Genomic DNA, 26386 nt, shown 5'->3' on the forward strand with positions numbered 1-26386 from the left:
CGCGGCAGTGGCAGTTCAGCAGGCAGCAGGTCAGGACCCGTACTTCCCGGACAACGGGGACGCCCGGTACCGGGTGCACCGGTACGAGCTGACGCTGGACTACCGTCCGGGGCCCAACCGGCTGTCGGGGACGGCCCGGATCAACGCGATCGCGGGGCGGGCGCCGCTGAGCGAGTTCCAGCTGAACCTGGCCGACTTCAGGGTCGGCCGGGTGCGGGTGGACGGGCGGCAGCCGCACTACACGCACCGGGGCGGGCGGCTGCGGGTGCGGCCGGCGAAGCCGGTGCGGGCCGGGGCGGCGTTCACGGTCGAGGTGCACTGGTCGGGCAACCCCCGGCCGGTGTCCAGCCCGTGGGGCGGGCTCGGCTGGGAGGAGCTGGCGGACGGGGCGCTGGTGGCGAGCCAGCCGGTGGGGGCGCCGTCGTGGTTCCCGTGCAACGACCGGCCGGCCGACAAGGCGTCGTACCTGCTGTCGGTGACGACGCCGTCGGCGTACGCGGTGGTGGCGGGCGGGCGGCTGCTGACCCGGACGCCGAAGGCGTCCACGACGACGTGGGTGTACGAGCAGTCGGCGCCGACGTCGAGTTATCTGGTGGGGCTCGCGATCGGCAAGTACCAGACGGTGCTGCTGGGCGATCCCGGTCCGGGCGGGGTGCCGCAGCACGGGCACATCCCGGCGCATCTGCTGCCGGAGTTCTCGCGGGACTTCGCTCGGCAGCCGGCGATGATGGAGCTGTTCCAGGAGCTGTTCGGGCCGTACCCGTTCGACGAGTACGCGGTCGTGGTGACCGACGAGGAGCTCGATGTCCCGGTCGAGGCGCAGGGGTTGTCGCTGTTCGGCGCCAACCACGTGGACGGGGCGCGGGGTTCGGAGCGGCTGGTGGCGCACGAGCTGGCGCACCAGTGGTTCGGCAACTGTGTGTCGATCGCGGACTGGCGGCACATCTGGCTGAACGAGGGGTTCGCCAAGTACGCGGAGTGGCTGTGGTCGGAGCGGTCTGGCGGGCGGGGTGCGGAGCAACTGGCCGCCGCCGCGCACCGGTTGCTGGCCGGGCTGCCGCAGGACCTGCGGCTGGCGGATCCGGGGCGCAAGGCGATGTTCGACGACCGGCTCTATGAGCGCGGGGGTCTGACGCTGCACGCGATCCGCTGTGCGCTGGGCGACGAGGCGTTCTTTCCGATGCTGCGGAGTTGGGTGCGGTTGCATCGGGGCGGGGCGGTGACGACGGGGGCGTTCGAGGCTCACGTCGCCCGCTTCGCGGATGAGCCGGTGGACGGGTTGTTCGGGGCGTGGGTGCATGGGGCGGCGTTGCCTCCGTTGCCCCGGCCGGGGGAACGTACGGCGGTGTGACACGCCGTTCTTCGGGTGCGGCGCCATTGTGGCTGGTCGCGCCGTTCCCCGCGCCCCTTTCGGGGCGCTGGCCCCTTCCGGTGTCGTCATGTCCAGCAGAATGAGGGCCATGACCTTGCGTTCCTGTCCCTGTGGGTTGGCCAAGTCGTACGAGGAGTGCTGTGGACGTCGGCACTCCGGGACGGCACCCGCTCCTACCGCCGAAGCCTTGATGCGGGCGCGGTACAGCGCGTTCGTCGTGGGGGACGTGGGGTATCTGCTGCGGACATGGCATCCACGGACGCGGCCCGCTCGGCTCGATCCGGACCCGGGGACGCGGTGGACGGGGCTGGAGGTCCTGGGGGCGGAGGCCGGTTCGGCGTTCCACTCGGTGGGGACGGTGACGTTCCGGGCGTCCTACCGGGGCGGCTCGCTGCACGAGCGCAGCCGCTTCGAGCGGGTCGACGGGGCGTGGGTGTACGTCGACGGGGACTTCCCCGAGGGCTGAGCGCTACGGCGCCAGGATGTCCAGTTCGTGGAGGGCGCCGACGGTGATCTCGCGGGTGAGCTGTTCGGCGCGGGCGGCGTCGCCGGCGCGGACGGCCTCGGCGACCTGGACGTGCAGGGTGACGGCGGACGGGTCGGGGTCCTCGAACATGACCTCGTGGTGGGTGCGGCCGGCGAGGACCTCGGCGACGACGTCGCCGAGCCGGGCGAACATCTCGTTGCCGGAGGCCGTGAGGATGACCCGGTGGAAGGCGACGTCGTGGACGAGGTAGCCCTCCAGCAGATGGCCGCGTGAGTGGCCGACCATGCCGAGGGCGCACTCGGTGAGTTCGGCGCACTGCTCGGCGGTGGCGTTCTTCGCGGCGAGGCGGGCGGCCAGCGGTTCGACGGCGGAGCGCAGCACGGTGAGCGAGCGCAGCTGGTGGGGGCGGTCGGAGCCGGCCAGCCGCCAGCGGATGACCTGCGGGTCGTAGACGTTCCACTCGCTCCTGGGCAGCACCGTGACGCCGACGCGGCGGCGGGAGGCGACCAGGTGCATGGACTCCAGGACGCGCACGGCCTCGCGCATCACGGAGCGGGACACGTCGAAGTCCTGGGCCAACTCGTCCGTGCGCAGGACACTGCCCGGCGGATACTCGCCCGCGGTGATCGCGGGGCCGAGGCTGTCCAGTACGCGTCCGTGCAGCCCTCGGCCCGGTGTGGTCATGGGGCCAGGCTACCGAGTGGATCACCCCAAGAAAAAGTCGGACTTATTTGTCACAGACTCTTGAATTCGTCGTACCTAATCGATTTCATCTAGGCCGACGCCCGACGTCGGGCGTCGTTCGTCGCGGAAGACAGCGAGGCAGTCATGCGTACCCCCCACGTCATCGTGGTGATGGGAGTCGCCGGCACGGGCAAGACCACCATCAGTCCCCTGCTCGCCGCCCGGCTCGGTGTTCCCTACGCCGAGGGCGACGACTTCCACCCGGAGGCCAACATCGCCAAGATGACGGCCGGTGTGCCGCTGGACGACGAGGACAGATGGCCCTGGCTCGACGCCATCGGCGCCTGGGCCCTCGGGCGGGCCGGGCTCGGCGGGGTGGTCAGCTGCTCGGCGCTGAAGCGGTCGTACCGCGACCGGCTGCGGGCCGCCGCGCCCGGCGTGGTGTTCGTGCACCTCAGCGGGGACCGCGCGCTCGTCGAGGACCGGATGTCCCTGCGGCAGGGCCACTTCATGCCGACCGCCCTGCTGGACTCCCAGTTCGCCACGCTCCAGCCGCTCCAGGCGGACGAGGCGGGCGTCACGGTGGACGTCTCCGGCTCCCCCGAGGAGATCACCGAGCGGGCCGAGCGGGCGCTCGCCGCCCTCCCCGACGGCACGCCGTAACCGCCGCACCACCCGCACCACCCGCACCACCCGCACGAGCGCACGTCCCGCGCGTCCCGCACCTCCCTCCCCCGTCCCCCCTCTCCGCAAGGAACCCCCGTGACCGGACTCAGCGTCGAGATACTGGCAGCGGACGCTCCCGAGCCCATCACCTCCGCCGGACATGCCCAGTTGGGCATAGCCGTGCTGGTGGGCATCGCCGTGATCGTCCTGCTCATCACCAAGTTCAAGCTGCACGCCTTCCTGGCCCTGACCATCGGCTCGCTGGTGCTCGCCGCGGTCGCCGGGGCGCCCCTCGACAAGGCGATCACCAGCTTCACCACCGGCCTCGGCAGCACCGTCGCCGGTGTCGGTGTGCTCATCGCGCTCGGCGCGATCCTCGGCAAGCTGCTCGCGGACTCCGGCGGCGCGGACCAGATCGTCGACACGATCCTGGCCAGGGCGAGCGGACGGGCGATGCCCTGGGCGATGGTGCTGATCGCGTCCGTGGTCGGTCTGCCGCTGTTCTTCGAGGTCGGCATCGTGCTGCTGATCCCGGTCGTCCTGATGGTCGCCAAGCGCGGCAACTACTCGCTCATGCGCATCGGCGTGCCCGCGCTGGCCGGTCTGTCGGTGATGCACGGTCTGGTGCCCCCGCACCCCGGCCCGCTGGTCGCGATCGACGCCGTCAAGGCCAACCTGGGCGTCACGCTGGCGCTCGGCGTGCTGATCGCGATTCCGACGGTGATCGTCGCCGGTCCGCTGTTCTCCAGGGTCGCGGCGCGCTGGGTGGACGTCCCGGCCCCCGAGCGCATGATCGAGGCACGGCCCTCCGAGGACCTGGAGCGGCGCCCCGGCTTCGGCGCCACGCTCGCCACGATCCTGCTGCCGGTGGTCCTGATGCTGGCCAAGGCGCTGGTGGACATCGTGGTCGACGACCCGGCGCAGCCGGTGCAGCGGGTCTTCGACGTCGTCGGCTCGCCGCTGATCGCCCTGCTCACCGCCGTCCTCGTCGGCATGTTCACGCTGGGCCGGCCCGCCGGGTTCACCCGGGCCCGGCTGTCCGTGACGGTCGAGAAGGGCCTCATGCCCATCGCGGGCATCCTGCTGATCGTGGGCGCGGGCGGCGGCTTCAAGCAGACGCTGATCGACTCCGGGGTGGGACAGATGATCCTGGAGATCTCCAAGGACTGGTCGATCCCGGCCCTGCTGCTCGCCTGGCTGATCGCGGTGGCCATCCGGCTCGCCACGGGTTCGGCGACGGTGGCGACCGTCTCGGCCGCGGGCCTCGTGGCCCCGCTCGCCGCCGACATGTCGACCACCCACGCGGCCCTGCTCGTGCTGGCCATCGGCGCGGGCTCGCTGTTCTTCAGCCATGTCAACGACGCCGGTTTCTGGCTGGTGAAGGAGTACTTCGGGCTGAGCGTCGGGCAGACGGTGAAGACCTGGTCCGTCATGGAGACGATCATCTCCGTGGTGGCGGGCGGCCTGGTCCTGCTGCTGTCCCTCGTGATCTAGGAGTACGGCGATGACGGCTCACCCCCTCTTCGACGTCTCCGGCCGGACGGCGCTCGTCACCGGCTCCAGCCGCGGCATCGGGCTCGCCCTGGCCCGCGGGCTCGCCGAGGCGGGCTGCACGGTGGTCCTGAACGGCCGGGACGCCGACCGGCTCGCCGAGGCGGCGGCCGCGCTGCCCGGCGGCCGGGTGCACACCGCCGTGTTCGACGTGACCGACGGGCCCTCGGTCGCCGCGGGCATCGCCGGGGTCGAGGAGCGGGTGGGCCCGCTCGACATCCTGGTCAACAACGCGGGCATGCAACTGCGCGCCCCGCTCCTCGAGTTCACCGAGCCGGACTGGCACCGGATCCTCGACACCAATCTCACCAGCGCGTTCCTGGTCGGCCGGGAGGCCGCGCGGCGGATGACGGAGCGCGGCCACGGCAAGATCGTCAACATCTGCTCGCTCCAGAGCGAGGTGGTCCGTCCGGGCATCGCGCCCTACGCGGCGACCAAGGGCGCGCTGAAGATGCTCACCAAGGGCATGTGCGCGGACTGGGGCCCTCACGGTGTGCAGGTCAACGCGCTCGGGCCCGGGTACGTCGAGACCGAGCTGACCCGGCCCCTCGTCGAGGACGAGGAGTTCAGCGGCTGGGTGCGCCGCCGCACCCCGGCCGGCCGCTGGGGCCGTACGGAGGACCTGGTGGGCGGGCTGCTGTTCCTGGTCTCGCCGGCCGCGGACTTCGTCGGCGGGCAGGTGCTGTACGTCGACGGCGGCATGACGAGCGTGCTGTGAACGGGCGAGCGGCGGAAGGGGGCCAGGGGATGCTGGGCTGTGTGATCCACGGGCGGGGCGACCTGCGGGTCGAGGAGCTCGCGGTGCCCGAGCCGGGACCCGGGCAGGCGCTGGTCGCCGTCCGCTACGGCGGGGTGTGCGGCTCGGACCTGCACTACTGGCGGCACGGCGGGGTCGGCGACTTCCGGCTGCGCGAGCCGATGGTGCCGGGGCACGAGGTGGTGGGGACGGTCGTCGCGTACGGCTCGCCCGGCACCCCGGGTCCCGCCGTGGGTACGGCCGTCGCCGTGCACCCGGCGACCCCGTGCGGGGTGTGCCCGGAGTGCGTGGACGGGCGGGCGAACGTGTGCCGGGACACCCGCTACCTCGGCAGCGCGGCGCGCTTCCCGCATGTGCAGGGCGCCTTCGCGGGCCGGGTGGTCGTGCCCGCCGCCCAGCTGCGGCCGCTCCCGGAGGGCCTGGGGCGGCGCCGGGCGGCGCTCGCCGAGCCGCTGTCGGTGGCGCTGCACGCGGTGCGGCGGGCCGGGGACGTGTCCGGGCGGCACGTCCTGGTGACCGGGGCCGGGCCGCTCGGGTGTCTGGTGGTCGCGGCGGCCCGTGCGGCGGGCGCGGCGCGGGTGACCGCGACGGACCTGCTGCCGGGGGCGCTGCGGTACGCGGAGTCGGCCGGGGCGGACGTGGTCGTACGGGCCGACGACCCCGGGGACCCCGGGTGGCCGGACGAGGTGGACGTGGCGGTCGAGGCGTCCGGGGCGGCGGCCGGCCTGGACACGTGTCTGCGGCTCGTGCGGCGCGGCGGGGTCGTGACGCAGCTCGGGATGCTCCCGCCCGGACCGAGCCCGTTCGCCGGGAACCTGGTGGTGAGCCGGGAGATCGAGCTGCGCGGGGCGTTCCGCTTCGGCCCCGAGTTCGACGAGGCGCTCGCCCTCCTGGCGGCGCGTCCTTCGTTCGACGCCCTGATCAGCGCGGTCGTGCCCGTCACCGAGGCGGAGTACGCCTTCGCCCTGGCGGCCGACCGCGCGCGTTCCTGCAAGGTCCTGCTGGACTTCGCGGGCTGACGCGTCGCGGTCGCCGCGCGGTCGGGGCTCTCTCCGGGACGGTCGGGGCTTCCACCGGGACGGTCAGGGCTTCCAGAGGGGGTGTTCCCGGGCGGCCCACTCCCGGTCGACCGATCCCGTGCGCAGGCCCCTGCGGGCCTCCGGGTCCGCCAGGGCCATGCCGATGTGGCCGGCCAGGACGACGCCGATCGTGAGGGCGAGCCAGTCGTGGACGAAGGTCGCCGAGGTGCGCCACATCAGGGGGGTGAGGTGGGTGAACCACATCAGCAGGCCCGTGCCGAGCATGACGAGCGTCGCCCCGGCGAGCCACGCGGCGTACACCTTCTGCCCGGCGTTGAACTTGCCGGCGGGCCGGGAGGAGTAGCGCCGGTCGCGGCGCAGCGCGGCCCGCAGCCAGACCCGGTCGTGCGGGCCGAAGCGGTTGAGGAAGCTCAGGTCGGCGCGGAAGGCGCGGGAGGCGAGCCCGAGGAGGACGGGCACCGGCAGGGCGAGTCCCGCGTACTCGTGGATGCGGACGACGGTCTCGCGCCGTCCGACCAGCACGGCGAGCTGCGGGATGTAGAGGCAGGCGGCGGTGGCCACGCAGACCCCCATGAGCAGCGCCGTCGTCCGGTGGATCCAGCGCTCGGCGGGGGTGAAGCGGTGCAGCCGTCCGGTGCCGGCCGGGGCCTCAGTTCGTAGGCTCATCGGTGCGTCCGTTCGACCGACCGACCCAGGCGTCGACGTCGTAGCCCAGCTTCTCCCAGTACCCCGGCTCGACCTCGTCGGTGACCGTGATGCCGGAGAGCCATTTGGCGGACTTGTAGAAGTACATCGGCGCGACGTAGAGGCGGACCGGGCCGCCGTGGTCGTGGCCGATGTCCTTGTCCTGCATGCGCAGGGCGACCAGGACGTCCGGGCGGCGGGCCTGGTCGAGGGTGAGGCTCTCGGTGTAGGCGCCGTCGAAGCAGCGGAAGCGGATCGCCCGCGCGCCGTCGCGCACGCCGGCCGCGTCCAGCAGCCGCGACAGCTGCACGCCCTCGAACGGCGTGTGCGGCACCCGCCAGCCGGTGACGCACTGGACGTCCTTGACCAGCCGGGTCTGCGGCTGGGCGCGCAGGTCGGCGAGGCTGTAGCTGCCGGGCCGGTCCACGAGTCCGTCGACGGTGAGCCGGTAGTCGGCGGGGCCCTTGCGGGGCACGGACGCGGTGACGGAGTAGTAGCGGAAGCCGCCGCCGTTGGGCAGCAGTCCGGTCAGGCCCGTGGGGTCCTTGCCGGACATGGTGCCGAGGAATGCCTCCAGTCCGCGCTGGAGCGGGGGCGCGGCGACCACGCCGAGCGCGCCGAGGCCGAGGGTGCCGAGCAGGACGCGGCGGCCGATGGGCCGGCCTTCCTCGGGCGGGCGCGCGTCGTCCCCGGGTTGTTCGGTGTTCACGTATCCATTCGACCACCACGGGGTTCCCGGGGGCCAGGGGTCCCGGGTGGGCGTCAGGGTTCCGTAATGCGTTCCTGCCCGTCTTCCGAGCAGGTGCCGGCGTCGTGGAGGGCGTCCTTCCAGACGGTGGCGGAGAGGGTGCCGAAGGCGCGGACCCGGGCGGCGCGGAACGCGGCGTGGGGGGCGTGGTCCGGGTAGGACCAGGGCGCGGGGGTGATGTGGCGGTCGATGTGCTGGAAGAGGGCGGCGGCCTCCGCGTGGCGGCCCGCCGCGGACAGGGCGTGGGCGAGGAAGTTGAGGTCGACGTGGCGGCGCGGATGGTCTTCGGGCTCCCACTCCAGCCACCAGTCGAAGCCGGCCCGCAGCAGGTGTCCCGCGCTCTCCTCGCACCAGTGCCCGGAGGCGGTGGGGTCGGCGGGGACCCGGCCCGCGACGGCGAGGACGCGGTAGCGCTCGGCGTGGGCGACGACCGGCAGGAGGGCCAGCGGGGAGTCGGCGGGGGCGCGGGCGGCGGACTCGCCGGCGAAGTCGTAGACCTCGTGGTCCGGGTCGGCGCCCCGGTCGGGTCTGCGTTCGGCGAGGCGGGCGGTCATCAGGTGGTGGGCGTGGTGGTGGTCGGGGTGACGGGCACGGACCTCGGTGAACAGCCGGCGCATTCCGTCCCCCGTGCCTAACGCCCGTTCGAGGAGGAGCAGTCCGAACCAGGGGGTCGGATCGCGGGGCGCGAGGTCGGCGGCCGCCCGGCAGGCGGTGCGGGCGGCCTCGGGGTCCTCCTTGCCGCGCAGGGCCCGGTGGACCAGGGCGAGGGCGAGGAGGACGGTCGCGCCGGCGGAGTCCGGTTCGGCGAGGAGCCAGTCACGGGCCCGGGCGGCGGCGTACGGCTCCTGGGCGAGGACGTTGACGCGGTGGCCGCGGCGGTCCCAGTCGTCGCCCGTGCGCAGGAACAGGGCGCGGACGGCCTGGCGGCGGCCCTGGGTGAACGCGGAGCGCGCGGCGACGAGTTCGGCGTCGTCCAGGGCGCCGTCCACGGCCTGGGCCGGGGGTTCGCGGCGGGTACGGAGCAGAGGCGGGGGTGGGGGCACCGCGGGACTTCCTGGTTCGGGCTGCCATCGGCCGATCACTCACAGCAAACCCCCAGCCAATAGTTTGCGTCAAGTTCCCCGCCGGTGATACGGGCTTCAACTACCGTTACCCGAGGGGCAGTTGCGGCGGGTCACCGGAGTGTGCACGGTATCGTGGACGGCGCACCGCGGGCCGTTCTGTGGCGTACGCCATGGCGCCGTCGCTCCCGACACCGGACCATGGCCGTACGGTCGCACCGCCGCAGCGCACGCTCCCCGCGGACGGAAGCCCCGTGACCGAGTCCACTGCCCGGTTCCCGGCGGTACCGGACGCACTCCGGACCGTGGAACGCTACAGTCGGCCCCACGCATTCGTGGCCCGGCCGGATGATCGAGGTACGCAGCGTGTCGGTTCTGGTTCTGATTCTCGCCGTGAGCGCGGCCTGCTGCCTCGGCTTCGGGTTCGTGCTCCAGCAGAACGTCGCCCAGAAGGCGCCCCTCAACGACTTCCTCTCCCCGCGCCTGCTGCTCGACCTGATGCGGGTGCCGCGCTGGCTCGGCGGCATCGGGCTGATGGTGGCCGGCATGATCCTCGGCGCGATAGCGCTGGGCGGGGGCGAGATCTCCCTCGTCGAACCGCTGCTCGCCACGAACCTGCTGTTCGCGCTCGCGCTCTCCCGGCACCAGACGAAGCAGCCGCTCGGCCGGCAGGGCTGGGCCGGGCTCGTGCTGCTCGCGGGCGGGGTGTCCGCGTTCATCGTGGCGGGCCAGCCGCGCGGCGGCACCGCCGTCTCCGACCCGGTGCGGCACTGGCTGATCATCGGCGCGATGGTCGGCCTCGCCCTGCTGCTGACGACCTACGCCAAGCGCTCCCGGCTGAGCTGGGGCCCGGTGCTGCTGGCCCTCGCGGCGGGCCTGCTGTACGGCGTGCAGGACGCGCTGACCCGGGTGAGCGGCCAGCGCTTCTCCGCGGGCGGCTTCGCCGAGCTCCTCACGGGCTGGCAGCCGTACGGCGTGCTGGTGCTCGGCGTCACCGGGCTGGTCCTGGTACAGAGCGCCTTCGAGACCGCGCCGCTGCGGATGTCGCTGCCCGCGCTGACCGCTGCCCAGCCGCTCGCCGGAATACTGTGCGGCGTGGGCTTCCTCGGCGACCGGCTGCGCACCGACACCGGCGCCCTCACCTGGGAGGCGATCGGCCTCGCGGCGGTGATCACGGGCATCGTCCTGCTCGGACTGCACCCGGCGATGCCCTGCGGCGCGGCCCAGCCCGAGCCCGCGCGGGACCTCCAGCCGCACTGACCTCCGCGCCCGGCCGCCCGCGCGCCCTGCTTGGATGGGGGCATGAGCGCTGCTGACGAGATCCTCGACGTCGTCGACGAGCAGGACCGGGTCGTCGGACAGGCACCCCGGGGCGAGGTCTACGCGCGCGGGCTGCTGCACCGCGCCGTGTTCGTCCGGGCCCGGGACGCCGCCGGCCGGCTGTTCGTCCACCGCCGCACCGCCACCAAGCTGGTCTTCCCCTCGCTGTACGACATGTTCGTGGGCGGGGTGGTCGGCGCGGGCGAGTCCTACGACGACGCCGCCCTGCGCGAGGCCGAGGAGGAGCTGGGCGTCCGGGGGCTGCCCCGGCCGGAGTTCCTGTTCCGGTTCCTGTACGACGACGGGGCCGGCGGCGGCTGGTGGTCGGCGGTGTACGAGGTCCGCTGCGAGCTGCCCGTGCGCCCGCAGGTCGAGGAGGTCGCCTGGTACGACTTCCTCACCGAGGACGAGGTCGCCGCGCGGCTCGACGAGTGGGAGTGGGTGCCGGACGGCCTGGCGGCGTACGAGCGGCTGGCCGCGTACGGCCCGGGCGGCCCCCGATAGGGTCCGGCACGTGATCGAATTCGTGCGCAACGTCCGGCTGTGGTTCGCGCCCGCGCAGATCCGCGAGGAGGGCGACACCCCCGACTACCGGTTCTCGCTGGCCAACGAGCGCACCTTCCTGGCCTGGCTGCGCACCGCGCTCGCACTGATCGGCGGGGGCTTCGCGGTGGACCAGTTCCTGCCCGACCTGCGCTGGGGCTGGCGGGTCGGGCTGGCCCTGGCCCTGCTCGGCGCCGGGGTGCTGTGCTCGCTGCGCGCGGTGAACCACTGGGTGCGCTGCGAGCGGGCGATGCGGCGGGGCGAGGACCTCCCGGTGTCCCGGTTCCCCGCGCTGCTCGGCGTGGTCGTCGGTGTGGTGGCCGTCGCCATGGTGGTCGTCGTCCTGGTCGGCTGGGACGGATGACGGCCGACCGCGACCCCGGGCTGCAACCGGAGCGCACCCGGCTCGCCTGGCGCCGCACGACCCTGTCGTACGCCGTCGCGGCCGTCCTCGCGCTGCGCGCCGCTCTGCACGGCGGGGCGGCGGCGGGCGCCGTCGTGGTGTGCGCGCTGTGCTGTGCGCTGTGGTCGGTGTTCCTGTGGGTGGCCCACCGCCGCATCGGCGCCCTGTCCGCGTCCCCCCGCCCCCGGGCCCTGGGCCCCCGGCACGCGACGGCGGCGGCGCTGTGCGCGGTGGCGACCGCGGTCTGCGCGGTGGTCCTGGTGGTGGGATAGGACCTGTCCGTCCCGGGCGGTCTTCTCTCCGTGCGGCGCCGGGGGCATCGTTGTGCCGGTCACGTTGGGGGCGCGCACTGGACGGCATACCGACCGGTCGGCATCATGGTCGCGTCCCGTTCACCCGCGCGTAGGAGCGATGTATGAACCCCGACCACCCGCCAGGACTCGATCTCGGCCGGCTGCGCGGTCTGCTCGACCGTGAGCGGCCCGGTCTGGTGACCGGCCCCCTCGGCGGCCGGCTGATCGAGGGCGGCCGGTCGAACCTCACCTACGCGGTCTCCGACGGCGCCTCCCGCTGGGTCGTGCGCCGGCCCCCGCTCGGCCACGTGCTGGCCACCGCGCACGACATGAAGCGCGAGCACCGGGTGATCAGCGCGCTGCACCCCACCCGGGTCCCGGTGCCGCGCCCGGTGCTGCTGTGCGAGGACGAGGAGGTGCTCGGGGCCCCGTTCTACGTCATGGAGTTCGTCGAGGGCACCCCGTACCGCACCGCCGACCAGCTCGCCCCGCTCGGCCCCGAGCGCACCCGGGGCGCCGTGCTCTCCCTCGTGGACACCCTCGTCGACCTGCACGCGGTGGACCCCGCCGAGGTCGGCCTCGCGGACTTCGGCAGACCCGAGGGCTTCCTCGACCGCCAGCTGCGCCGCTGGGGCAAGCAGCTCGACGCCTCCCGCAACCGCGAGCTGGCCGGCATCGACGAGCTGCACGCCGCGCTCGGCCGGGCGCTGCCGGTCTCCCCCGCGCCGACCGTCGTGCACGGCGACTACCGGCTGGACAACGTGCTGATCGGCGCCGACGACGAGATCACCGCGGTCCTGGACTGGGAGATGTCGACGCTCGGCGACCCGCTGACCGACCTGGGTCTGCTGGTCATGTACAGCATCCCGCTGGGCACGCCCCACTCGCCCGTCTCCACCACCGCGGAGGCCGCGGGCCACCCCTCCCCCGCCGAGCTGGTCGAGCGCTACGCGGCCCGCTCCGGGCGGGACGTCTCGGCGGTCTCCTGGTACACGGCGTTCGCCTGGTTCAAGCTCGCTGTGATCCTGGAGGGCATCCACTACCGGTACACGCTCGGGCAGACGGTGGGCCGCGGCTTCGACCGCATCGGCGACCTCGTGCCCGTCTTCATCGACCACGGACTGACCACTCTCCAGGAAGGCTGACCGGTCATGGACTTCGCGTTCGACGCGCGCACGGAGGAACTGCGCGCCACACTGCTCGCCTTCATGGACGAGTACGTCCATCCGGCCGAGCCGGTCGCCGACGAGCAGCGGGCCGCCCTGGCCTCGCCGTGGGACACCCCGCCGGTGGTCGAGGAGCTGAAGGCCGAGGCGCGCAGGCAGGGCCTGTGGAACCTGTTCCTGCCGGACGCCGAGTACGGCGCCGGTCTCACCAACCTCCAGTACGCGCCGCTCGCCGAGATCACCGGCCGTTCCCCGCAGCTCGCGCCCACCGCGCTGAACTGCGCGGCGCCGGACACCGGCAACATGGAGGTGCTGGCCCAGTTCGGCGACGAGCGGCAGAAGAAGCAGTGGCTGCAACCGCTGCTGGCGGGCGAGATCCGCTCGGCGTTCGCGATGACCGAGCCGGAGGTGGCCTCCTCGGACGCCACCAACATCACCACGCACATCGAGCGGGACGGCGACGAGTACGTCGTCACGGGCCGCAAGTGGTACATCTCCGGGGCCATGAACCCGGACTGCGCGGTCTTCATCGTGATGGGCAAGACGGACCCGGACGCGACCGACGTCCGCCGCCAGCAGTCCATGGTCCTGGTCCCGCGCGACACCCCCGGCGTCACCGTGCGGCGGGCGATGCGGGTGTTCGGGTACGAGGACCACTTCCACGGCGGTCACGCCGAGGTGGTGTTCGACCACGCGCGGGTGCCGGTGTCGAACCTGGTCGGTGAGGAGGGCGGCGGCTTCGCCATCGCGCAGGCACGGCTGGGTCCGGGCCGCATCCACCACTGCATGCGGCTGATCGGCATGGCCGAGCGGGCGATCGAGCTGATGTGCCGGCGGGCGGTCTCCCGTACGGCGTTCGGCAAGGCGCTCGGGCAGCAGGGCGTGGTGCACAACTGGATCGCGGACGCGCGGGTGCAGGTCGAACAGCTGCGGCTGCTCGTGCTGAAGACGGCCTGGCTGATGGACACCGTCGGCAACCGGGGCGCGCACACGGAGATCCAGGCCATCAAGATCGCCACCCCGCGCGCGGTCGTCGACATCATCGACCGGGCCATCCAGTTGCACGGCGCGGGCGGCGTCAGCCAGGACTTCCCGCTGGCCGAGCTGTACGCGGCGGCGCGCACGCTGATGATCGCGGACGGTCCGGACGAGGTGCACCAGCGGTCGCTGGCGCGGCGGGAGCTGAAGAAGTACCTGTGACCGGTGCGGGGCGGCCGGTCGTGCCGGCCGCCCCGTCCGACCGGCTCAGGGGCGCAGCGCGCGCAGCAGCAGGTCGGCCAGGTGGTCGGCGACCTCCTGCGGGGCGAGCGGACCGCCGGGGCGGTACCAGGTGGACAGGTGGTGGACCGAGCCGAAGTGGTAGTCCACGACCAGGTCGGCCGGGGTCGTCGTGGAGAAGACGCCCGTGCGCTGGCCCTCCTCGATGAGCGCGCGGAACCGCTCGTGGTAGCGCCGGCGTTCGGCGCGCACCTGCTTGTTCTTCTCCGGGCTGAGCTGGTGCATCGACCGGAAGAAGATCATCGCGTCGTCGAGGTTCTCGATGGTGGTGACGACGACGTCGGCCGCCGCCGCCCGCAGCCGCTTCTCGACCGGCTCGTCGGCGTCCGCGAAGGCGTCGAGCCGCTCCTGCTGGACGCGCAGCACCCGCGCGTACACCTCGTGCAGGAGGTCGTCCTTGGAGCCGAAGTAGTGGTAGAGCGCGCCCTTGGTGACGCCCGCCGCCTCGACGATCTCCTGCACGGAGGTGCGGTCGTAGCCCTGCTCGGCGAAGAGCCGGGTGGCGGCGGCGAGCAGCCGCTGCGGGACGGGCGTACCGTCTCCGTCCGTCGTCCTGGGCACTGCCGCCACCTGCCTTTCCGTGAGGTCTCTACCGGCCGCCGTGGGTACGGGAACGCAGTTCCCGACGGAGGATCTTCCCACTGGCCGTCTTGGGCAGGTCGGGCAGGATCTCCACCTGGCGCGGATACTTGTAGGCCGCCAGTCTCTCCTTGCAGTACGCGGCGAGCGCACCGGGGTCGGCCTCGGCGCCCGGACGCAGGCTGATGTACGCCTTCACGGTCTCGCCGCGGTAGCCGTCGGGCACCCCGACGACGGCCGCCTCGCGCACCGCCGGGTGCGTGTAGAGGACGTCCTCGACCTCGCGCGGCCAGACCTTGAAGCCGGACGCGTTGATCATGTCCTTCTTGCGGTCGACGACGTACAGCCAGCCCTGTTCGTCCATGAACCCGATGTCGCCGGTGCGCAGTTCGCCGTCCGGGAAGGTCTCCGCGGTGGCCTCGGGGCGCCGCCAGTAGCCGGGGACGACCTGGGGGCCGCGGACGACGATCTCGCCCTGTGCGCCGAGGGGGACCTCCGCGCCGCGGTCGTCGAGGATGCGCACGACGGTGTCGGCGCCGGGCACGCCCACGGCCAGCGTCCCGGAGGCCGGGTCGACGGGGGCCTCCAGCTGGGGCGGTACGGAGGCGCAGGGGGCGGTGCACTCGGTGAGGCCGTAGCCGTTGCGGATGTAGGGCCCGAAGTCCGCCCGGAACTTCTCCACGAGGGCCGGGGGCACGGGGGCGCCGCCGGAGGAGATGTTCACGAAGGAGGCGAAATGGTCGGGGGTGGCGTCCGGGTGGGCGGCCAGCGCCATGAACGCGGTGGAGGGTCCCACGGTGTAGTGCGGGCGGTGCTCGGCGAACGCGTCCAGGACGACGCCCGCCTCGAAGCGGTACGTCAGCACCAGGGTGCCCGCGCTGACCAGACAGGCGCCGAGCTGGCAGACCATTCCGGTGATGTGGAAGAGGGGGGCGAGCGCGTAGTAGACGGGCCCCTCGGGCAGGGCGAGGCCGGTCCGCTGGCGCTCGGCGTTGTACATGATGTTGGCGTGTGTGTTGGTGGCGCCCTTGGGGGTGCCGCTGGTGCCCGAGGTGTAGCTGATCAGGGCGATGTCGCCGGGCAGCGGGTCGCGGCCCTCCGGGGCCCGTCCGCCGTGCCGGGCGACGGTCACGAGGTCGTCGGCGTCGGGGGCCTGCGGCAGCCGCTCGAAGGTGAGCACGCGGGTGTCGTCGCGGGTCTGGAAGTCCCGTTCGCAGCCGGTGAGCACGATCCGCACCGGCGAGTCGGCGGCCGTGTCGCGCAGGTACGACTCCCAGGCCCGGTCCGAGCAGACCAGCGCGGTCACCTCGGCGTCGCGCAGGACGTGGGCGACCTCCGCCGACTTGTACATGGGGTTGACCGGCACGACGGTCGCGCCCGCCTTCCACGCGCCGAGCAGGGCGAGCACGAAGTGCGGGGAGTTCTGGAGCAGGACGGCGACGCGGTCTCCGCGCTCCAGTCCGCGCGCGACGAGGTACGCGGCGACGGAGTCGCTCAGCTCGTCGAGCTCGCGGTACGTGAGGCGGGCGTCGAAGTAGGTGAGGGAGGTGCGGTCCGGGGCCCCGGCGACGGCGGCGCGCAGGGCGTGCACCAGGGAGTCGGCGGGGTCGAGGGGGGCGCGCTGGGCCTCGTTGAGCAGCTTCACCCAGGGACGGTCGGCGTATCCGGTCATCGGTTCTCCTCCCAGGTGCGCTGGATGCGGTTCATGCCGGCGAGCCAGCGGTCGGGCTCGGTGGCCCGCGCGGCGTAGAAGTCGGCGACCTCGGGGTGCGGCAGGATCAGGAACCGGTCCTCGGCCATGCCCCGGAAGAGGGCGTCCGCGACGGCGTCGGGCTCGATCGCGGTGGGCTTCAGGACCAGGTCGCCGGCGGTTCCGGTGGCCGCCAGCATGTCGGTGCGCACACCCTGCGGGCAGATCGCGTGGACCTTCAGACCGCGGTGACGGTACGTCAGCGACAACCATTCGGCGAAGGCGAGGGCGCCGTGCTTGGTGACGCTGTAGGGGGCGGCGCCGATCATGGTGAGCAGTCCGGCGGCCGAGACGGTGGAGACGAAGCGTCCGCTCCCGCGCTCCAGCCACTGCGGGAGCAGCGCGCGGGCCGCGCGGACGTGGGCCATGACGTTGACGTCCCAGGCCCGTTCCCACACGTCCTCGGGGGCGTCCTCGGAGCCGCCGGACCCGACTCCGGCGTTGGCGCAGTACACGTCGACGGTCCCGCCGAGCGCGGCGCGGGCCTCGCCGACGACGGTGGAGGCGTCGCCGGGGAGAGCGATCCCGCCGATCTCGTCGGCGACGGCCTCGGCCCGGTCCCCGTCCAGGTCGTTGACGACGACCCGGGCCCCTTCCCGGGCGAACCGCCGGGCCAGCGCGGCCCCGATCCCCCCGCCAGCCCCGGTGACGACCACACCGGCATCCCGCACCACGTCCACGCCCGGTCTCCTTCGACACGAACCGACTTCCGCCGGGCCACACTAACCGGTCGGTATGTTGAAGGAAACCCGCACCCTCCCCCACGACAGCCGGAAGCGCATAGCGTGCGCATGCCAACGCAAAAAAACGCAGCGGAGGTCACCCCCATGCACCTGCCCAGACGAACCCTCCTGACGGCGGCAGCAACGGCACCGAGCTCAACGGCACCCACGGCCAGGGCCGCGCGCGGCGGCAACGTGCGGACAGGTTTCGACAACCTCGCCAGAACCGGCTACGCCCCGCTCCGCGGACAGCGCGCCGGGATCGTCACCAACCCCACCGGCATCACCCGGGACGTCCGCCACGTCGTGGACGTCATGCACGCCGACTCCCGGGTGGACCTGACCGCCGTCTTCGGCCCCGAGCACGGCTTCCGGGGCACCGCGCAGGCCGGCGGCTCCGAGGGGCGCCACGACGACCCGGCGACCGGGCTGCCCGTCTACGACACGTACCAGAAGAGCGGGCAGCCCCTGGCCGACGTGTTCACCGACTCCGGTGTGGACACGGTCGTCTTCGACATCCAGGACGTGGGCGCGCGCTTCTACACGTACATCTGGACGCTGTACGACTGCATGGAGGCGGCGGCGCTCGCGGGCAAGCGGTTCGTCGTGCTGGACCGGCCCAACCCGGTGACCGGCCGCACCGCCCTCGGGCCGGTGCTGCACCCGGAGTTCGCGACGTTCGTCGGGCGGCAGCCCGTAGCGCAGGCGCACGGGATGACGGTCGCCGAGCTGGCCCGCCTGTTCAACGGGGAGTTCCTGAGCACGCCGGTCCCGCTGGAGACCGTGCGGACGACGGGCTGGCGGCGGGCGGACTTCTACGACGCGACGGGGCTGCCCTGGGTGCCGCCGAGTCCGAACATGCCGACGCCGGACACCGCGCTCGTCTACTCGGGGACCTGTCTGTTCGAGGGCACCAACGTGTCGGAGGGGCGCGGCACGACACGGCCCTTCGAACTGCTGGGCGCGGAAGGGGTCGACGGGCGGTGGGCCGCCGCGGTGAACGGGCTCGGGCTGCCGGGCGTGCGGTTCAGGGAGGCGTACTTCGCGCCGACGTTCTCCAAGTTCGAGGGCCGGACGGTTGGCGGGGTGCAGCTCCATGTGCACGACCGGGCCGCGTTCGACCCGGTGCGCACGGGCATCGCGCTGCTGGTGACGGCCAAGCGGGTCTGGAGCGGCTTCGCCTGGCGGCCGGACGACTGGATCGACAAGCTGACGGGGTCCGCGCTGGTGCGCACGATGATCGACGCGGGCGCCGGCACGGACGACGTGGTGGCGGCCTGGCGGGACGAACTGGCCGCGTTCCGGCGGGTGCGGAAGCAGTACCTGCTCTACGCGTGACGTGAGGGCGGCGGGCCGTGCCGGGCGACCCGCCGCCGTCGGGGAATCACCGGTGGGACGTGTACTCCACGACCTGCTGGTAGGTGGGCCTGTTCTGCCAGCTGATCCCGCCGTGCCTGATGCCGCCCAGGGTGCGCTGGACGATCGAGTCGGCGCACCACTGGTCGCCCGCCGCGCACTGGTCGTCGCCCGGGTAGACCTGGGCCGCGGTCAGCGCCGCCGCCTGCTTCAGGGTGCCGATGAGCAGGTCGCGGCATGCGGTGAGGCTGCCGCCGCCGCAGTACGCGTGGGCGAGGGGGCCCCGGACGGGTTCGCCGAGCACCGCCCGTATGTCCTTGTCGACATAGCTCCACCATCCGTACTGGAAGGAGCTGCCGGCGTGCGCGCCGGTCGGGCCGTGCGCGGCCGACGGCGACTCGTCCACCGGCAGGTTGGCGCCGAACGCGGTGAACAGGTCGCTGCCGAGGCCGGGTTCGAACTCGGCCTGCACCAGCAGCGGCCACCACCCGTCCAGGACGCGGATCGCGTCGGCGTCGGCGTACCGCTTCGACCCCGCCGAGGTCTCCGTGCGCCGGGCGCCCGCCGACACCCATGCCTGGAGCCTGCTCACCGCCGCGGCGGCCGTGGGGTCGGAGACCGGCGCGCTGTTGACGACCTTCAGCAGGTCGGGCAGCACGTCCTCGGCGCGCAGGTCGGTGAGCCCGGCCTCCGCCATCGCCTTCACCAGTGCGGCGCGCGTGACCCCGCCGGCCGCGACCAGCCGCTTCACCCGGTCGTCGAGCAGATCGCCGCGGTGCACCGAGCCCACGCCCCAGGGCGCGGCGGCGTAGTCCTTCGCCTGCTTGTTGTTCCAGGAGACGTAGTAGTCCTGGTCGACGGAGTTGGGGTGCGCGGAGGGCGGGGTCCAGTCGGCGGTGTTGGCCGCGGGGTCCCAGCCGCGCCACTCGTAGGCGGGCCGTGCCCACACCGGGAACTCGGCGTCCACGCCGTCCGCCCGCACCGGGTTGTCGCCGCTGTTGTAGTACGCGGTGTGCCGCGAGTCGGCGTAGAACCAGTTGAAGGTGTAGTTGATGTGCTGCGCCGCGCTCTGGAAGCTCTGCGGGCCGTCGACGTAGCCGGGGTCGTTGAGCATCTGGAAGCCGATGATCGAGTCGGCCTCGTGCTGGTAGGAGGAGCGCAGGGTGGTGTAGGCGACCTTCTTGCCGTCGACGGTCGCCCGGTACGCGACGGGGCCGTAGTGGGTGCGCCACACCCGCATCGTGTACGAGCCCGCCGCGGTGCCGTCGGCGACGGTCGGGTTCCAGGCGTTGCGCCGCTCGACCTTGTCCATGGCCGTGCAGGTGCCGCGGTAGAGGTAGTGGTGGTCGTCCTGGCAGAGTTCCACGGCGTAGGTGTCGATGATGTCCTGGCCGGACGTGGTGGCGCTCCACGAGTAGTCCTGGCCGCGGCCGAGTTCGACGTACATGCTCAGGCCCGCGAAGGAGGCGCCCCGGGCGCTGATGCCGGGGCCCTGGAGCTCCTGGAGCAGGAGGAGCTGCGGGGCGAAGTAGCCGGTCTGGGGGCCGAAGACGGCGATGGGGTGGCCGCTCGCGGTGTGGTCGCCGCTGACGACGAGGGCGTTGGACATGCCGCGCCGGGCCGACCCGAGCACGGTCCGGGCGGCCTCGGCCGAGGCGCGTGCGGCGCCCGCGGTGACCGCGCTGCCCGTACGGTCGTACAGCAGCGGTTCCTCGGTGACCGAGCCGGCGTCGGGCAGTGCCTCGCCCCGGGGGTCGTCCGGCCGGGTCGCGTAGGGGAAGCTCGTGCCGTCGTGCACGGTGAGGACGGCCTCGGGGTCGTTGCGCTCCCGGAAGGACTCCCAGACCCGGGTGCCCTCCTCCACGCCGTACTTGGACTGGGCGGCGATCAGGGAGAGGGCGTTGTTCACCTCGCCGCCACCGCCGGAGCCGAAGAGGGCGCCGATGACCGAGGCGAGCGCCACCAGGTCGGTGATCTTGAAGTGGTCGATGGTGCCGGCGTTGGTGATGGCGTCCTTGTGGCCGGTCAGGACGTACTCGCCGGGGAAGTAACGGCCGCTGTCGGAGGCGTCGATGTAGGCGTTGATGCCGTCGATGTAGGCGTCGGCGTCGGCGAGGGCCTGCTGCCCGCGGGCGCCGTTCCCGGCGACGGCGCGGTCGATCTGGGCCTGGAGGTCGGTCTCGGTGTACGGGGCGTGGCGGTAGAACTCCTGCTCGAGGCCCTGGTTGGCGGGGGCGCCGCCGGCGAAGGAGGTCAGTTCGCCGCGGCCGACGTGCCGGAAGACGTCCATCAGCCACAGCCGGTCCTCGGCCGCCGCGTAACCGGCGCCGAACTCGGTGCCGTAGCGGCTGGTCCCGGTGATGTGGGGCACGCCGGTCTTCTTGTCGCGGACGATCGTGACGTCGGAGCGTCCGGCCGGCCGGACGGTGGAGGCGACCTGGTCGGCGGGGACGCCGAACGAGGCGTCGTTGAAGAAGGTGTTGATCTTCGTGTCGGTGAGCCCTGAGTAGCCGGTGGCGAGGGCGGCGTACGGGCCGAGTTGGTCCTCGGCGTGTGCGGGCTGGGTGCCGAACGCCTGGTTGAGGAGGATCTGGGCCAGGGTGGCGTTGCCGTTCTGGCCGGGCGGCAGGATGTCCGAACACCCCCCGCCGCAGTAGTCGTTCGGGGCCGCCGTCTCGGCCGCGGCGGCCCGGGTGAGGGGTGAGAGGAGACCGGCGATCAGGACGCAGACGGACGCGGTCTTCAGGAACCCCCGGAATCTCCCGGGAGTTCTCCTACTGTCGAGCAACCGGTTGTGCGGGGTACGCCGTGGCATGGCAGTTCCTCCCGACGGGTCGGCCGAACGTTACCGCCGGTATCCCCGGGATCGAAGGTGAACATGCGTCAGTTTTTCGGCATCTCGGTGGCGACCGGAGTCCATCCGGGCTTCGGCGGGCAGGCGGAGGTCCCGGGGCGTTCGACCACCGCCCCGGGCGCAGGTCGGCGGGCCGCACGGGATGGAGGGAGCCGAATCACGTGTCGATACGTCTATTCGGCATCGTCGCGCGCGAAGTCCGTACGACGACGCCGAAGTGACCGCAGTACAGGTGCAGGTGTGACGGAGGTGCAGGGCGATGGCCGGTTTCCGGAGTCTGGCGAGACAGGTGCGAGACCCCCGGTGCGATCTGGCGCTGCGGCGCTACTCGCTGCGCAAGTGCCTTGAGCGGTTCGCTCCTTACGGGCACAGGGCGACCTGGGACCATCTGTGCTCCCGGGCCGGGTTCGGACCCGAGGACCGTTCTCCCGACCCGGTGCGGCTCGTGGCCGCACTGGAGGAGTTGGAGGAGGCCCGGGCGGTCTGGCTCGCCTACGAGGTCGATTTCGCCGAACGCCGCAGGAAGGAGAAGCACGACGGGCTGCGCAGGCCCGGCAGCGTGGACGACTGGCACCGGCTGACGTGGGGCGGTTTCGGGGTCGCGTGGTGCGACGACCCCCGGCGCCACCCCCGGGAACCCCTCGCCGAGGTCCTGCGCCGGCTGATCGCGGCACTGGAGCGCGAACCGGGCTCGACCTGCCCGGTCTGCGCGGGCGACGGGCTGGTGTGGAAGTACGACCTGGACCACGAGCCCTCGTCCGGCCCGGTCTGCACGGCCTGCGGCATCCTGGTCCCCCGCCCGGTCCTCACCCCCGAATCGCTCTCCCACGCCAGAAGGTCCCCCCTCCTGATGTCGGCGTGACGCATGGTCCGGGGGTCAGGGACAACTCCCCAGGGGCGCGGGGAACTGCGCGACCAGCCACAACGCACCCGCGGACGGCACCCGGGCGCACACCCCACGGCGCACCCCCGCCCCTGCCCCGTCCCCGCTACCCTCCCCCGGGCAACAGGCGGGAGCCGATGTCCCGGCGCCCGAACGCGTCGTCCGGGTTGGACAGCACACAACTCTCCAGCGACAGGCACCCGCACCCGATGCAGTCGGTCAGGTGATCCCGCAACCGGTTGAGCCGCAGGATGCGCTCGTCGAGCTCCGCGCGCCACGCCTCGGACAGCCGCGCCCAGTCCTCCCGGGTCGGCGTGCGCTCCTCGGGCAGCCGGGCGAGCGCCTCACGGATCGTGGCGAGCGGGATGCCCACGCGCTGCGCGGCCCGGACGAACGCGACGCGACGCAGCGTGTCACGGGTGTACCGGCGCTGGTTCCCGCTGGTGCGCCGGCTGCGGATGAGGCCCTTGGACTCGTAGAAGTGCAGTGCGGACACCGCCGCGCCACTGCGCGCGGACAGCTGCCCGACGGTCAGTTCATGGATCTTCTCGGGGATCTGGGGCACTCCGCAGAGCCTACCCACCGCGCCGCCACGCGGTCCGTTGACATCGCCCCCCGGCCCGACCATGCTAAGCAGTTGCTTAGACACCGCGAGCGAAAGGCCGGGACATGGCGGAACCGAGGATCTTCACCTCCCCCGACGAGCTGAAGGCGGCCGTGGGCGAGCAACTGGGGTACACCGACTGGCTGGAGGTCGACCAGAAGCGGATCGACCTGTTCGCCGAGGCCACCGGCGACCACCAGTGGATCCACGTCGACCCGGAGAAGGCCGCCGCGGGCCCCTTCGGCACGACCATCGCGCACGGCTACCTCACCCTGTCGCTGCTGCCCCTCTTCGGCCCGCAGCTCCTCGCCGTCGAGGGCGTCACGATGGGCGTCAACTACGGGACGAACAAGGTCCGTTTCCCCTCCCCCGTCCCCGTCGGCTCGCGGCTGCGCGCCACCGCCCGCATCAGCGGCGTCGAGGACGTCACCGGCGGCGTCCAGGTGGCCGTGGTGTTCACCGTGGAGCGCGAGGGCGGCGACAAGCCGGTCTGCGTGGCGGAGTCGGTCTCCCGCTACTACCTGTAGCCGCGCCCGGGGCACTACGCGCCGGCGCCCACCATCCGCAGCACGAGGTCGGCGTAGAGCGCGCCGACCTCCTCGGGCGTCCGGGGCCCGTCCACGTTGAACCAGCGCGCCACGTCGATGCACAGGGACAGCACCGCGAGGGTCGTGCCCTGCACGTCGAGCACGTCGAACTCGCCCGCGGCCACCCCCTCCTCGACGATCCCGCGCACCTCGGCGTCGACCTGGCGGCGCAGCCCGAGGATCTCGGCGCGCGCCTCGGGTCCGAGCGCGTCGAGTTCGTACTGCACGATCCGGGCGGTGGTGCGCCGCCCTGCGTGCCAGCGCACGAAGGAGCTGACGGCGTCGGCGAGCCGCTCGGTGGGCGTGCCCTCACGGCGCGCGGCGGTGCGCAGGATGTCCAGGGCCTTGTCGTGCCCGATCCGGCTGATCCGGTGGAGCAGCTCTTCCTTGGTCTTGTAGTGGATGTAGAGCGCGGCCGGGCTCATGCCGGCGCGGCCCGCGATGTCGCGGGTCGTCGTCGCGTGGTAGCCGCGCTCGGCGAACGCGTCCACGGCGGCGACCAGCAGACGCCGGGCCGCGTCGGGGGTGACCTGTTCCCACGGCTCGGTCTCGCCGCCGGCCGTCTCCTGCGCCGTACTCATCGCTCGCCCCTCTCGGTGACAGGAGTCCCCACCATACCGCCGAAGGTGAGCGGGCGCTTAGTGTGGCCGTCGGGAAGGGGTTCCGGGCCGGGTTCCGAAGCGGTTCCGGGCTGCTTCCGAGCTGGTTCCGGTCCGGTCAGAGTTTCTCGAAGGGGTCGTGCTCGGCGAGGAGCTTCTCCAGCCGGGCCTGGTCGACGCGGCTGACGATCCGGCCGGCCTCCTGGCGGTCGCGGACGACCTTGGCCAGGGTGAAGGCGGACGTCACGAGGTACAGGACGGCGATCGCCAGGAAGGCGCGCACCCAGGCGTCGGCGTGCAGGTGGTAGATGCCGACGGCCGTGGCCACGAGGGCGAGGGCGAACGAGGCCACGGCCTGCCCGTAGAACGCGGCCGTGCTCTGCTGCTTGACCGATGTGTCACTCATGGGGTCAGCATCGGCGGACGTGTCCCACGCCACATCCGCGCACGTACTCAGCCGGTACTCAGAACGCGGACACCCCGGTCAGCGCGCGTCCGATGAGCAGCTTCTGGATCTGGCTGGTGCCCTCGTAGAGGGTCATCACACGGGCGTCGCGCAGGAGTTTGCCCACCGGGTACTCGTCGATGTAACCGTAGCCGCCGAACACCTGGAGGGCGTTGCTGGCGGCGCGCACGGCGGCCTCGGAGGCGAACAGCTTGGCCTTGGACGACTCGACGGCGAAGGGCTGCCCACGGTCGATCAGATCGGCGACGCGCCAGGTCAGCAGCCGGGCCGCGTCCACGTCCACGGCGATGTCGCTGATCAGCTCCTGGACCAGTTGGTGGCGGGCGATCGGCTTGCCGAACTGCTCGCGCTCGCCCGCGTAGCCCACGGCGGCGTCGAGGGCGGCCTGCGCGATGCCGACGCAGCCCGCCGCGACGGACATCCGCCCCTTGGCCAGCGCGGACATGGCGACGGAGAAGCCCTTGCCCTCGGGTCCGAGCAGCGCGGACGCCGGGACCCTGACGCCCTCCAGGACGAGTTCGGCCGTGGCCTGGCCGCGCAGACCGAGCTTGCCGTGCACGGGACGGCGCGTCAGGCCGGGGGAGTCGGCGGGGACCAGGAAGGCGGAGACGCCCTGGTGGCCGGGGGCGTCGGTGGAGCGGGCGAACAGCAGCACGACGTCGGCCCAGGTACCGTTGGTGATGAACATCTTGGTGCCGTCGATGACGTAGTCGTCGCCGTCGCGCACGGCCCTCGTGGTGAGGTTGCCCGCGTCGGAGCCGGTGCCGGGCTCGGTCAGGCCGAAGCAGCCGACGTACTCGCCCGAGGTCAGCCCCGGCAGCCAGCGGCGCCGCTGCTCCTCGCTCCCCCAGGCGGCCACGGACTTGGCGACGAGGCCGAGGGAGACGGAGACGATGCCGCGCACCGAGGAGTCGCCGCGGCCCAGCTCCTCCGTGACCAGGCAGTACGCGAGGTGGTCGCCACCCGAGCCGCCGTACTCCTCGTCGATCGTGAGCCCGAGGAAGCCGACCGCGCCGAGCTTCTTCACGATGCCGCGGTCCACCTCCTCCGCACGGTCCCAGGCGGCGGCGTGGGGGGCGACCTCGCGCTCCACGAAGTCCCGGGCGAGCCGCCGGACGGCGGTCTGCTCCTCGCTGAGCCCCAGGTCCACCACGAGATCACCCCACAGACGGCGGCCGGTGCCGGCCGCCTTTAAATTAGCACTGCTAGTTTCTGATGCGCAGCCCTACTATGTGCGCCATGGCCCGACCGCGCAAGCCCCTCCTGAGCACCGACCGGATCGTCGAGACGGCCCTGGCACTCGTGGACGCGGAGGGCCTGGCCGGTGTCTCCACGCGTCGGCTCGCCGCCGAGCTGGGGGTGAGCGGGCCCTCGCTCTACAACCACTTCCGCACCAAGGACGAGCTGCTGGAGGCGGTCGCGGACGCGGTGAGCGGACTCGTCGACCTGTCGATGTTCGACGGCGTCCGGGACTGGCGCACGGCCCTGCGCGACTGGGCGGTCTCCTATCGCGCCGCCCTGCGCGACCACCCCAACATCGTCCCGGTCCTGGCCCGCGGACCCGGCCGCAGACCCGCCGCGCTGCGGCTCGCGGACGCGGTGTACGGCGCGATGGTGGACGCGGGCTGGCCGCCGGCGCAGGCCACGTCGATCGGCGCGCTGATGCGGTACTTCATCATGGGCTCGGCGCTCGGCTCGTTCGCCGGGGGCTTCGTGGACGACGCGAGCGCGTACGACCCGGCCGACTATCCGCACCTCGGGCAGGCGCACCTGCTGGCCGAGCAGCAGGAGAAGATCGACGAACGGGCCTTCGAGACGGGTCTCGACGCCCTGCTCGACGGGCTTCGACAGCAGTACGAACGGGTGGCCAGGACCGGGTGAGCGGGCGCGGGAGCACCCGGCCGTACGGTGGCCGCCGCCCTCAGAACGTCAC

General features: G+C 72.8%; 28 protein-coding genes. 16 read left to right on the forward strand and 12 right to left on the reverse strand.

What is annotated here, in order from left to right:
* Positions 1-7 precede the first annotated feature (7 nt).
* Both AB0F77_RS08190 and AB0F77_RS08195 read left to right on the forward strand, forming a co-directional pair.
* Positions 8-1351 (forward strand): M1 family metallopeptidase, encoded by a 1344-nt coding sequence (locus tag AB0F77_RS08190; protein ID WP_361943366.1) that lies wholly within the window; start codon positions 8-10, stop codon positions 1349-1351.
* A gap of 109 nt (positions 1352-1460) precedes the next feature.
* Positions 1461-1838 carry a YchJ family metal-binding protein gene (locus AB0F77_RS08195; protein ID WP_361943369.1) on the forward strand — a complete coding sequence of 126 codons (378 nt, stop codon included), beginning with the start codon at positions 1461-1463 and terminating at the stop codon, positions 1836-1838.
* A 3-nt stretch (positions 1839-1841) separates the two neighbouring features.
* Here the strand turns inward: AB0F77_RS08195 and AB0F77_RS08200 are convergent, their stop codons facing one another.
* Positions 1842-2543, reverse strand: a complete 702-nt coding sequence (locus tag AB0F77_RS08200) for a FadR/GntR family transcriptional regulator (RefSeq protein WP_361943372.1) — start codon at positions 2541-2543, stop codon at positions 1842-1844.
* A gap of 144 nt (positions 2544-2687) precedes the next feature.
* On the opposite strand from AB0F77_RS08200, the gene AB0F77_RS08205 reads away from it, so the two are divergent.
* From AB0F77_RS08205 to AB0F77_RS08220, 4 genes are all read left to right on the forward strand, one after another.
* Positions 2688-3206 (forward strand): gluconokinase, encoded by a 519-nt coding sequence (locus AB0F77_RS08205; RefSeq protein ID WP_361943375.1) that lies wholly within the window; start codon positions 2688-2690, stop codon positions 3204-3206.
* 99 nt (positions 3207-3305) lie between these two features.
* Positions 3306-4703, forward strand: coding sequence for a gluconate:H+ symporter (locus AB0F77_RS08210; protein ID WP_361943378.1), 1398 nt, complete (start codon positions 3306-3308; stop codon positions 4701-4703).
* Positions 4704-4713: 10 nt separating this feature from the next.
* Entirely contained in the window at positions 4714-5478 is a 765-nt protein-coding gene (locus AB0F77_RS08215) for an SDR family oxidoreductase (protein ID WP_361943381.1), read from the forward strand.
* 29 nt (positions 5479-5507) lie between these two features.
* Entirely contained in the window at positions 5508-6536 is a 1029-nt protein-coding gene (locus AB0F77_RS08220; protein ID WP_361943384.1) for an L-idonate 5-dehydrogenase, read from the forward strand.
* A gap of 63 nt (positions 6537-6599) precedes the next feature.
* Here AB0F77_RS08220 and AB0F77_RS08225 read toward each other — a convergent pair whose 3' ends face one another.
* The 3 genes from AB0F77_RS08225 to AB0F77_RS08235 are packed head-to-tail and all read right to left on the reverse strand — an operon-like array spanning position 6600 to position 9032.
* Positions 6600-7223: a cytochrome b/b6 domain-containing protein gene (locus AB0F77_RS08225; protein WP_361943387.1), complete on the reverse strand. Its 624-nt coding sequence runs from the start codon at positions 7221-7223 to the stop codon at positions 6600-6602.
* Positions 7207-7950 carry a molybdopterin-dependent oxidoreductase gene (locus tag AB0F77_RS08230; RefSeq protein WP_361943390.1) on the reverse strand — a complete coding sequence of 248 codons (744 nt, stop codon included), beginning with the start codon at positions 7948-7950 and terminating at the stop codon, positions 7207-7209. The genes AB0F77_RS08225 and AB0F77_RS08230 overlap by 17 nt, the downstream gene beginning before the upstream one ends.
* 53 nt (positions 7951-8003) lie before the next feature.
* On the reverse strand, positions 8004-9032 hold the full coding sequence (locus tag AB0F77_RS08235) for a hypothetical protein (RefSeq protein WP_361943393.1): 1029 nt from the start codon (positions 9030-9032) through the stop codon (positions 8004-8006).
* Positions 9033-9416: 384 nt separating this feature from the next.
* Between AB0F77_RS08235 and AB0F77_RS08240 the strand changes: the two genes are divergently transcribed.
* From AB0F77_RS08240 to AB0F77_RS08265, 6 genes are all read left to right on the forward strand, one after another.
* Complete coding sequence (locus tag AB0F77_RS08240; protein ID WP_361943396.1) at positions 9417-10310, forward strand: DMT family transporter; 894 nt, start codon at positions 9417-9419, stop codon at positions 10308-10310.
* 42 nt (positions 10311-10352) lie between these two features.
* Positions 10353-10874 (forward strand): NUDIX domain-containing protein, encoded by a 522-nt coding sequence (locus AB0F77_RS08245; protein ID WP_361943399.1) that lies wholly within the window; start codon positions 10353-10355, stop codon positions 10872-10874.
* A gap of 10 nt (positions 10875-10884) precedes the next feature.
* Entirely contained in the window at positions 10885-11277 is a 393-nt protein-coding gene (locus AB0F77_RS08250) for a DUF202 domain-containing protein (RefSeq protein ID WP_361943402.1), read from the forward strand.
* Positions 11274-11588: a DUF202 domain-containing protein gene (locus tag AB0F77_RS08255; protein ID WP_361943405.1), complete on the forward strand. Its 315-nt coding sequence runs from the start codon at positions 11274-11276 to the stop codon at positions 11586-11588. The genes AB0F77_RS08250 and AB0F77_RS08255 overlap by 4 nt, the downstream gene beginning before the upstream one ends.
* A gap of 143 nt (positions 11589-11731) precedes the next feature.
* Positions 11732-12754, forward strand: coding sequence for a phosphotransferase family protein (locus AB0F77_RS08260; RefSeq protein ID WP_361943408.1), 1023 nt, complete (start codon positions 11732-11734; stop codon positions 12752-12754).
* Positions 12755-12760: 6 nt separating this feature from the next.
* The gene (locus AB0F77_RS08265) at positions 12761-13975 is read left to right on the forward strand and encodes an acyl-CoA dehydrogenase family protein (protein WP_361943411.1); all 1215 of its coding nucleotides are present in this window, start codon (positions 12761-12763) and stop codon (positions 13973-13975) included.
* A gap of 45 nt (positions 13976-14020) precedes the next feature.
* Here AB0F77_RS08265 and AB0F77_RS08270 read toward each other — a convergent pair whose 3' ends face one another.
* Genes AB0F77_RS08270 through AB0F77_RS08280 form a run of 3 tightly spaced genes read right to left on the reverse strand, consistent with a single transcriptional unit; the run spans position 14021 to position 17062 of the window.
* Positions 14021-14614 (reverse strand): TetR/AcrR family transcriptional regulator, encoded by a 594-nt coding sequence (locus tag AB0F77_RS08270; RefSeq protein WP_361943414.1) that lies wholly within the window; start codon positions 14612-14614, stop codon positions 14021-14023.
* Between the two features lie 28 nt (positions 14615-14642).
* Positions 14643-16304: an AMP-binding protein gene (locus tag AB0F77_RS08275; RefSeq protein ID WP_361943416.1), complete on the reverse strand. Its 1662-nt coding sequence runs from the start codon at positions 16302-16304 to the stop codon at positions 14643-14645.
* Positions 16301-17062 (reverse strand): SDR family NAD(P)-dependent oxidoreductase, encoded by a 762-nt coding sequence (locus AB0F77_RS08280; RefSeq protein ID WP_361943419.1) that lies wholly within the window; start codon positions 17060-17062, stop codon positions 16301-16303. The genes AB0F77_RS08275 and AB0F77_RS08280 overlap by 4 nt, the downstream gene beginning before the upstream one ends.
* Positions 17063-17209: 147 nt before the next feature.
* On the opposite strand from AB0F77_RS08280, the gene AB0F77_RS08285 reads away from it, so the two are divergent.
* Entirely contained in the window at positions 17210-18442 is a 1233-nt protein-coding gene (locus AB0F77_RS08285) for a DUF1343 domain-containing protein (protein WP_361943422.1), read from the forward strand.
* A gap of 46 nt (positions 18443-18488) precedes the next feature.
* On the opposite strand, the gene AB0F77_RS08290 is transcribed toward AB0F77_RS08285, so the two are convergent.
* Positions 18489-21275 (reverse strand): penicillin acylase family protein, encoded by a 2787-nt coding sequence (locus AB0F77_RS08290; protein WP_361943425.1) that lies wholly within the window; start codon positions 21273-21275, stop codon positions 18489-18491.
* A gap of 298 nt (positions 21276-21573) precedes the next feature.
* On the opposite strand from AB0F77_RS08290, the gene AB0F77_RS08295 reads away from it, so the two are divergent.
* On the forward strand, positions 21574-22176 hold the full coding sequence (locus tag AB0F77_RS08295; protein WP_361943428.1) for a hypothetical protein: 603 nt from the start codon (positions 21574-21576) through the stop codon (positions 22174-22176).
* A gap of 127 nt (positions 22177-22303) precedes the next feature.
* Here the strand turns inward: AB0F77_RS08295 and soxR are convergent, their stop codons facing one another.
* Positions 22304-22762 (reverse strand): redox-sensitive transcriptional activator SoxR, encoded by a 459-nt coding sequence (soxR, locus tag AB0F77_RS08300; protein ID WP_361943431.1) that lies wholly within the window; start codon positions 22760-22762, stop codon positions 22304-22306.
* A 104-nt stretch (positions 22763-22866) separates the two neighbouring features.
* On the opposite strand from soxR, the gene AB0F77_RS08305 reads away from it, so the two are divergent.
* The gene (locus AB0F77_RS08305; protein ID WP_361943434.1) at positions 22867-23328 is read left to right on the forward strand and encodes a MaoC family dehydratase; all 462 of its coding nucleotides are present in this window, start codon (positions 22867-22869) and stop codon (positions 23326-23328) included.
* Positions 23329-23342: 14 nt separating this feature from the next.
* Here AB0F77_RS08305 and AB0F77_RS08310 read toward each other — a convergent pair whose 3' ends face one another.
* The 3 genes from AB0F77_RS08310 to AB0F77_RS08320 form a co-directional block, all read right to left on the reverse strand.
* Entirely contained in the window at positions 23343-23969 is a 627-nt protein-coding gene (locus tag AB0F77_RS08310) for a TetR/AcrR family transcriptional regulator (RefSeq protein WP_361943437.1), read from the reverse strand.
* Positions 23970-24105: 136 nt separating this feature from the next.
* Positions 24106-24393 carry a YiaA/YiaB family inner membrane protein gene (locus AB0F77_RS08315; protein WP_361943440.1) on the reverse strand — a complete coding sequence of 96 codons (288 nt, stop codon included), beginning with the start codon at positions 24391-24393 and terminating at the stop codon, positions 24106-24108.
* Between the two features lie 58 nt (positions 24394-24451).
* Positions 24452-25603: an acyl-CoA dehydrogenase family protein gene (locus AB0F77_RS08320; protein ID WP_361943503.1), complete on the reverse strand. Its 1152-nt coding sequence runs from the start codon at positions 25601-25603 to the stop codon at positions 24452-24454.
* Between the two features lie 89 nt (positions 25604-25692).
* Here AB0F77_RS08320 and AB0F77_RS08325 point away from each other — a divergent pair, with 89 nt between their 5' ends.
* The gene (locus tag AB0F77_RS08325) at positions 25693-26334 is read left to right on the forward strand and encodes a TetR/AcrR family transcriptional regulator (RefSeq protein WP_361943443.1); all 642 of its coding nucleotides are present in this window, start codon (positions 25693-25695) and stop codon (positions 26332-26334) included.
* Positions 26335-26386: the final 52 nt, after the last annotated feature.

It is taken from the genome of Streptomyces sp. NPDC026672 (assembly GCF_040638185.1).
Classification (GTDB): domain Bacteria; phylum Actinomycetota; class Actinomycetes; order Streptomycetales; family Streptomycetaceae; genus Streptomyces.

Coding starts and splice junctions, on each gene's coding strand:
- AB0F77_RS08265 (WP_361943411.1), top strand. CDS start 12,761: ATGGACTTCGCGTTCGACGCGCGCACGGAGGAACTGCGCGCCACACTG.
- AB0F77_RS08295 (WP_361943428.1), top strand. CDS start 21,574: ATGGCCGGTTTCCGGAGTCTGGCGAGACAGGTGCGAGACCCCCGGTGC.
- AB0F77_RS08315 (WP_361943440.1), bottom strand. CDS start 24,393: ATGAGTGACACATCGGTCAAGCAGCAGAGCACGGCCGCGTTCTACGGG.
- AB0F77_RS08310 (WP_361943437.1), bottom strand. CDS start 23,969: ATGAGTACGGCGCAGGAGACGGCCGGCGGCGAGACCGAGCCGTGGGAA.
- AB0F77_RS08215 (WP_361943381.1), top strand. CDS start 4,714: ATGACGGCTCACCCCCTCTTCGACGTCTCCGGCCGGACGGCGCTCGTC.
- AB0F77_RS08195 (WP_361943369.1), top strand. CDS start 1,461: ATGACCTTGCGTTCCTGTCCCTGTGGGTTGGCCAAGTCGTACGAGGAG.
- AB0F77_RS08275 (WP_361943416.1), bottom strand. CDS start 16,304: ATGACCGGATACGCCGACCGTCCCTGGGTGAAGCTGCTCAACGAGGCC.
- AB0F77_RS08325 (WP_361943443.1), top strand. CDS start 25,693: ATGGCCCGACCGCGCAAGCCCCTCCTGAGCACCGACCGGATCGTCGAG.
- AB0F77_RS08290 (WP_361943425.1), bottom strand. CDS start 21,275: ATGCCACGGCGTACCCCGCACAACCGGTTGCTCGACAGTAGGAGAACT.
- AB0F77_RS08225 (WP_361943387.1), bottom strand. CDS start 7,223: ATGAGCCTACGAACTGAGGCCCCGGCCGGCACCGGACGGCTGCACCGC.
- AB0F77_RS08220 (WP_361943384.1), top strand. CDS start 5,508: ATGCTGGGCTGTGTGATCCACGGGCGGGGCGACCTGCGGGTCGAGGAG.
- AB0F77_RS08255 (WP_361943405.1), top strand. CDS start 11,274: ATGACGGCCGACCGCGACCCCGGGCTGCAACCGGAGCGCACCCGGCTC.
- AB0F77_RS08205 (WP_361943375.1), top strand. CDS start 2,688: ATGCGTACCCCCCACGTCATCGTGGTGATGGGAGTCGCCGGCACGGGC.
- AB0F77_RS08285 (WP_361943422.1), top strand. CDS start 17,210: ATGCACCTGCCCAGACGAACCCTCCTGACGGCGGCAGCAACGGCACCG.
- AB0F77_RS08260 (WP_361943408.1), top strand. CDS start 11,732: ATGAACCCCGACCACCCGCCAGGACTCGATCTCGGCCGGCTGCGCGGT.
- AB0F77_RS08245 (WP_361943399.1), top strand. CDS start 10,353: ATGAGCGCTGCTGACGAGATCCTCGACGTCGTCGACGAGCAGGACCGG.
- AB0F77_RS08305 (WP_361943434.1), top strand. CDS start 22,867: ATGGCGGAACCGAGGATCTTCACCTCCCCCGACGAGCTGAAGGCGGCC.
- AB0F77_RS08200 (WP_361943372.1), bottom strand. CDS start 2,543: ATGACCACACCGGGCCGAGGGCTGCACGGACGCGTACTGGACAGCCTC.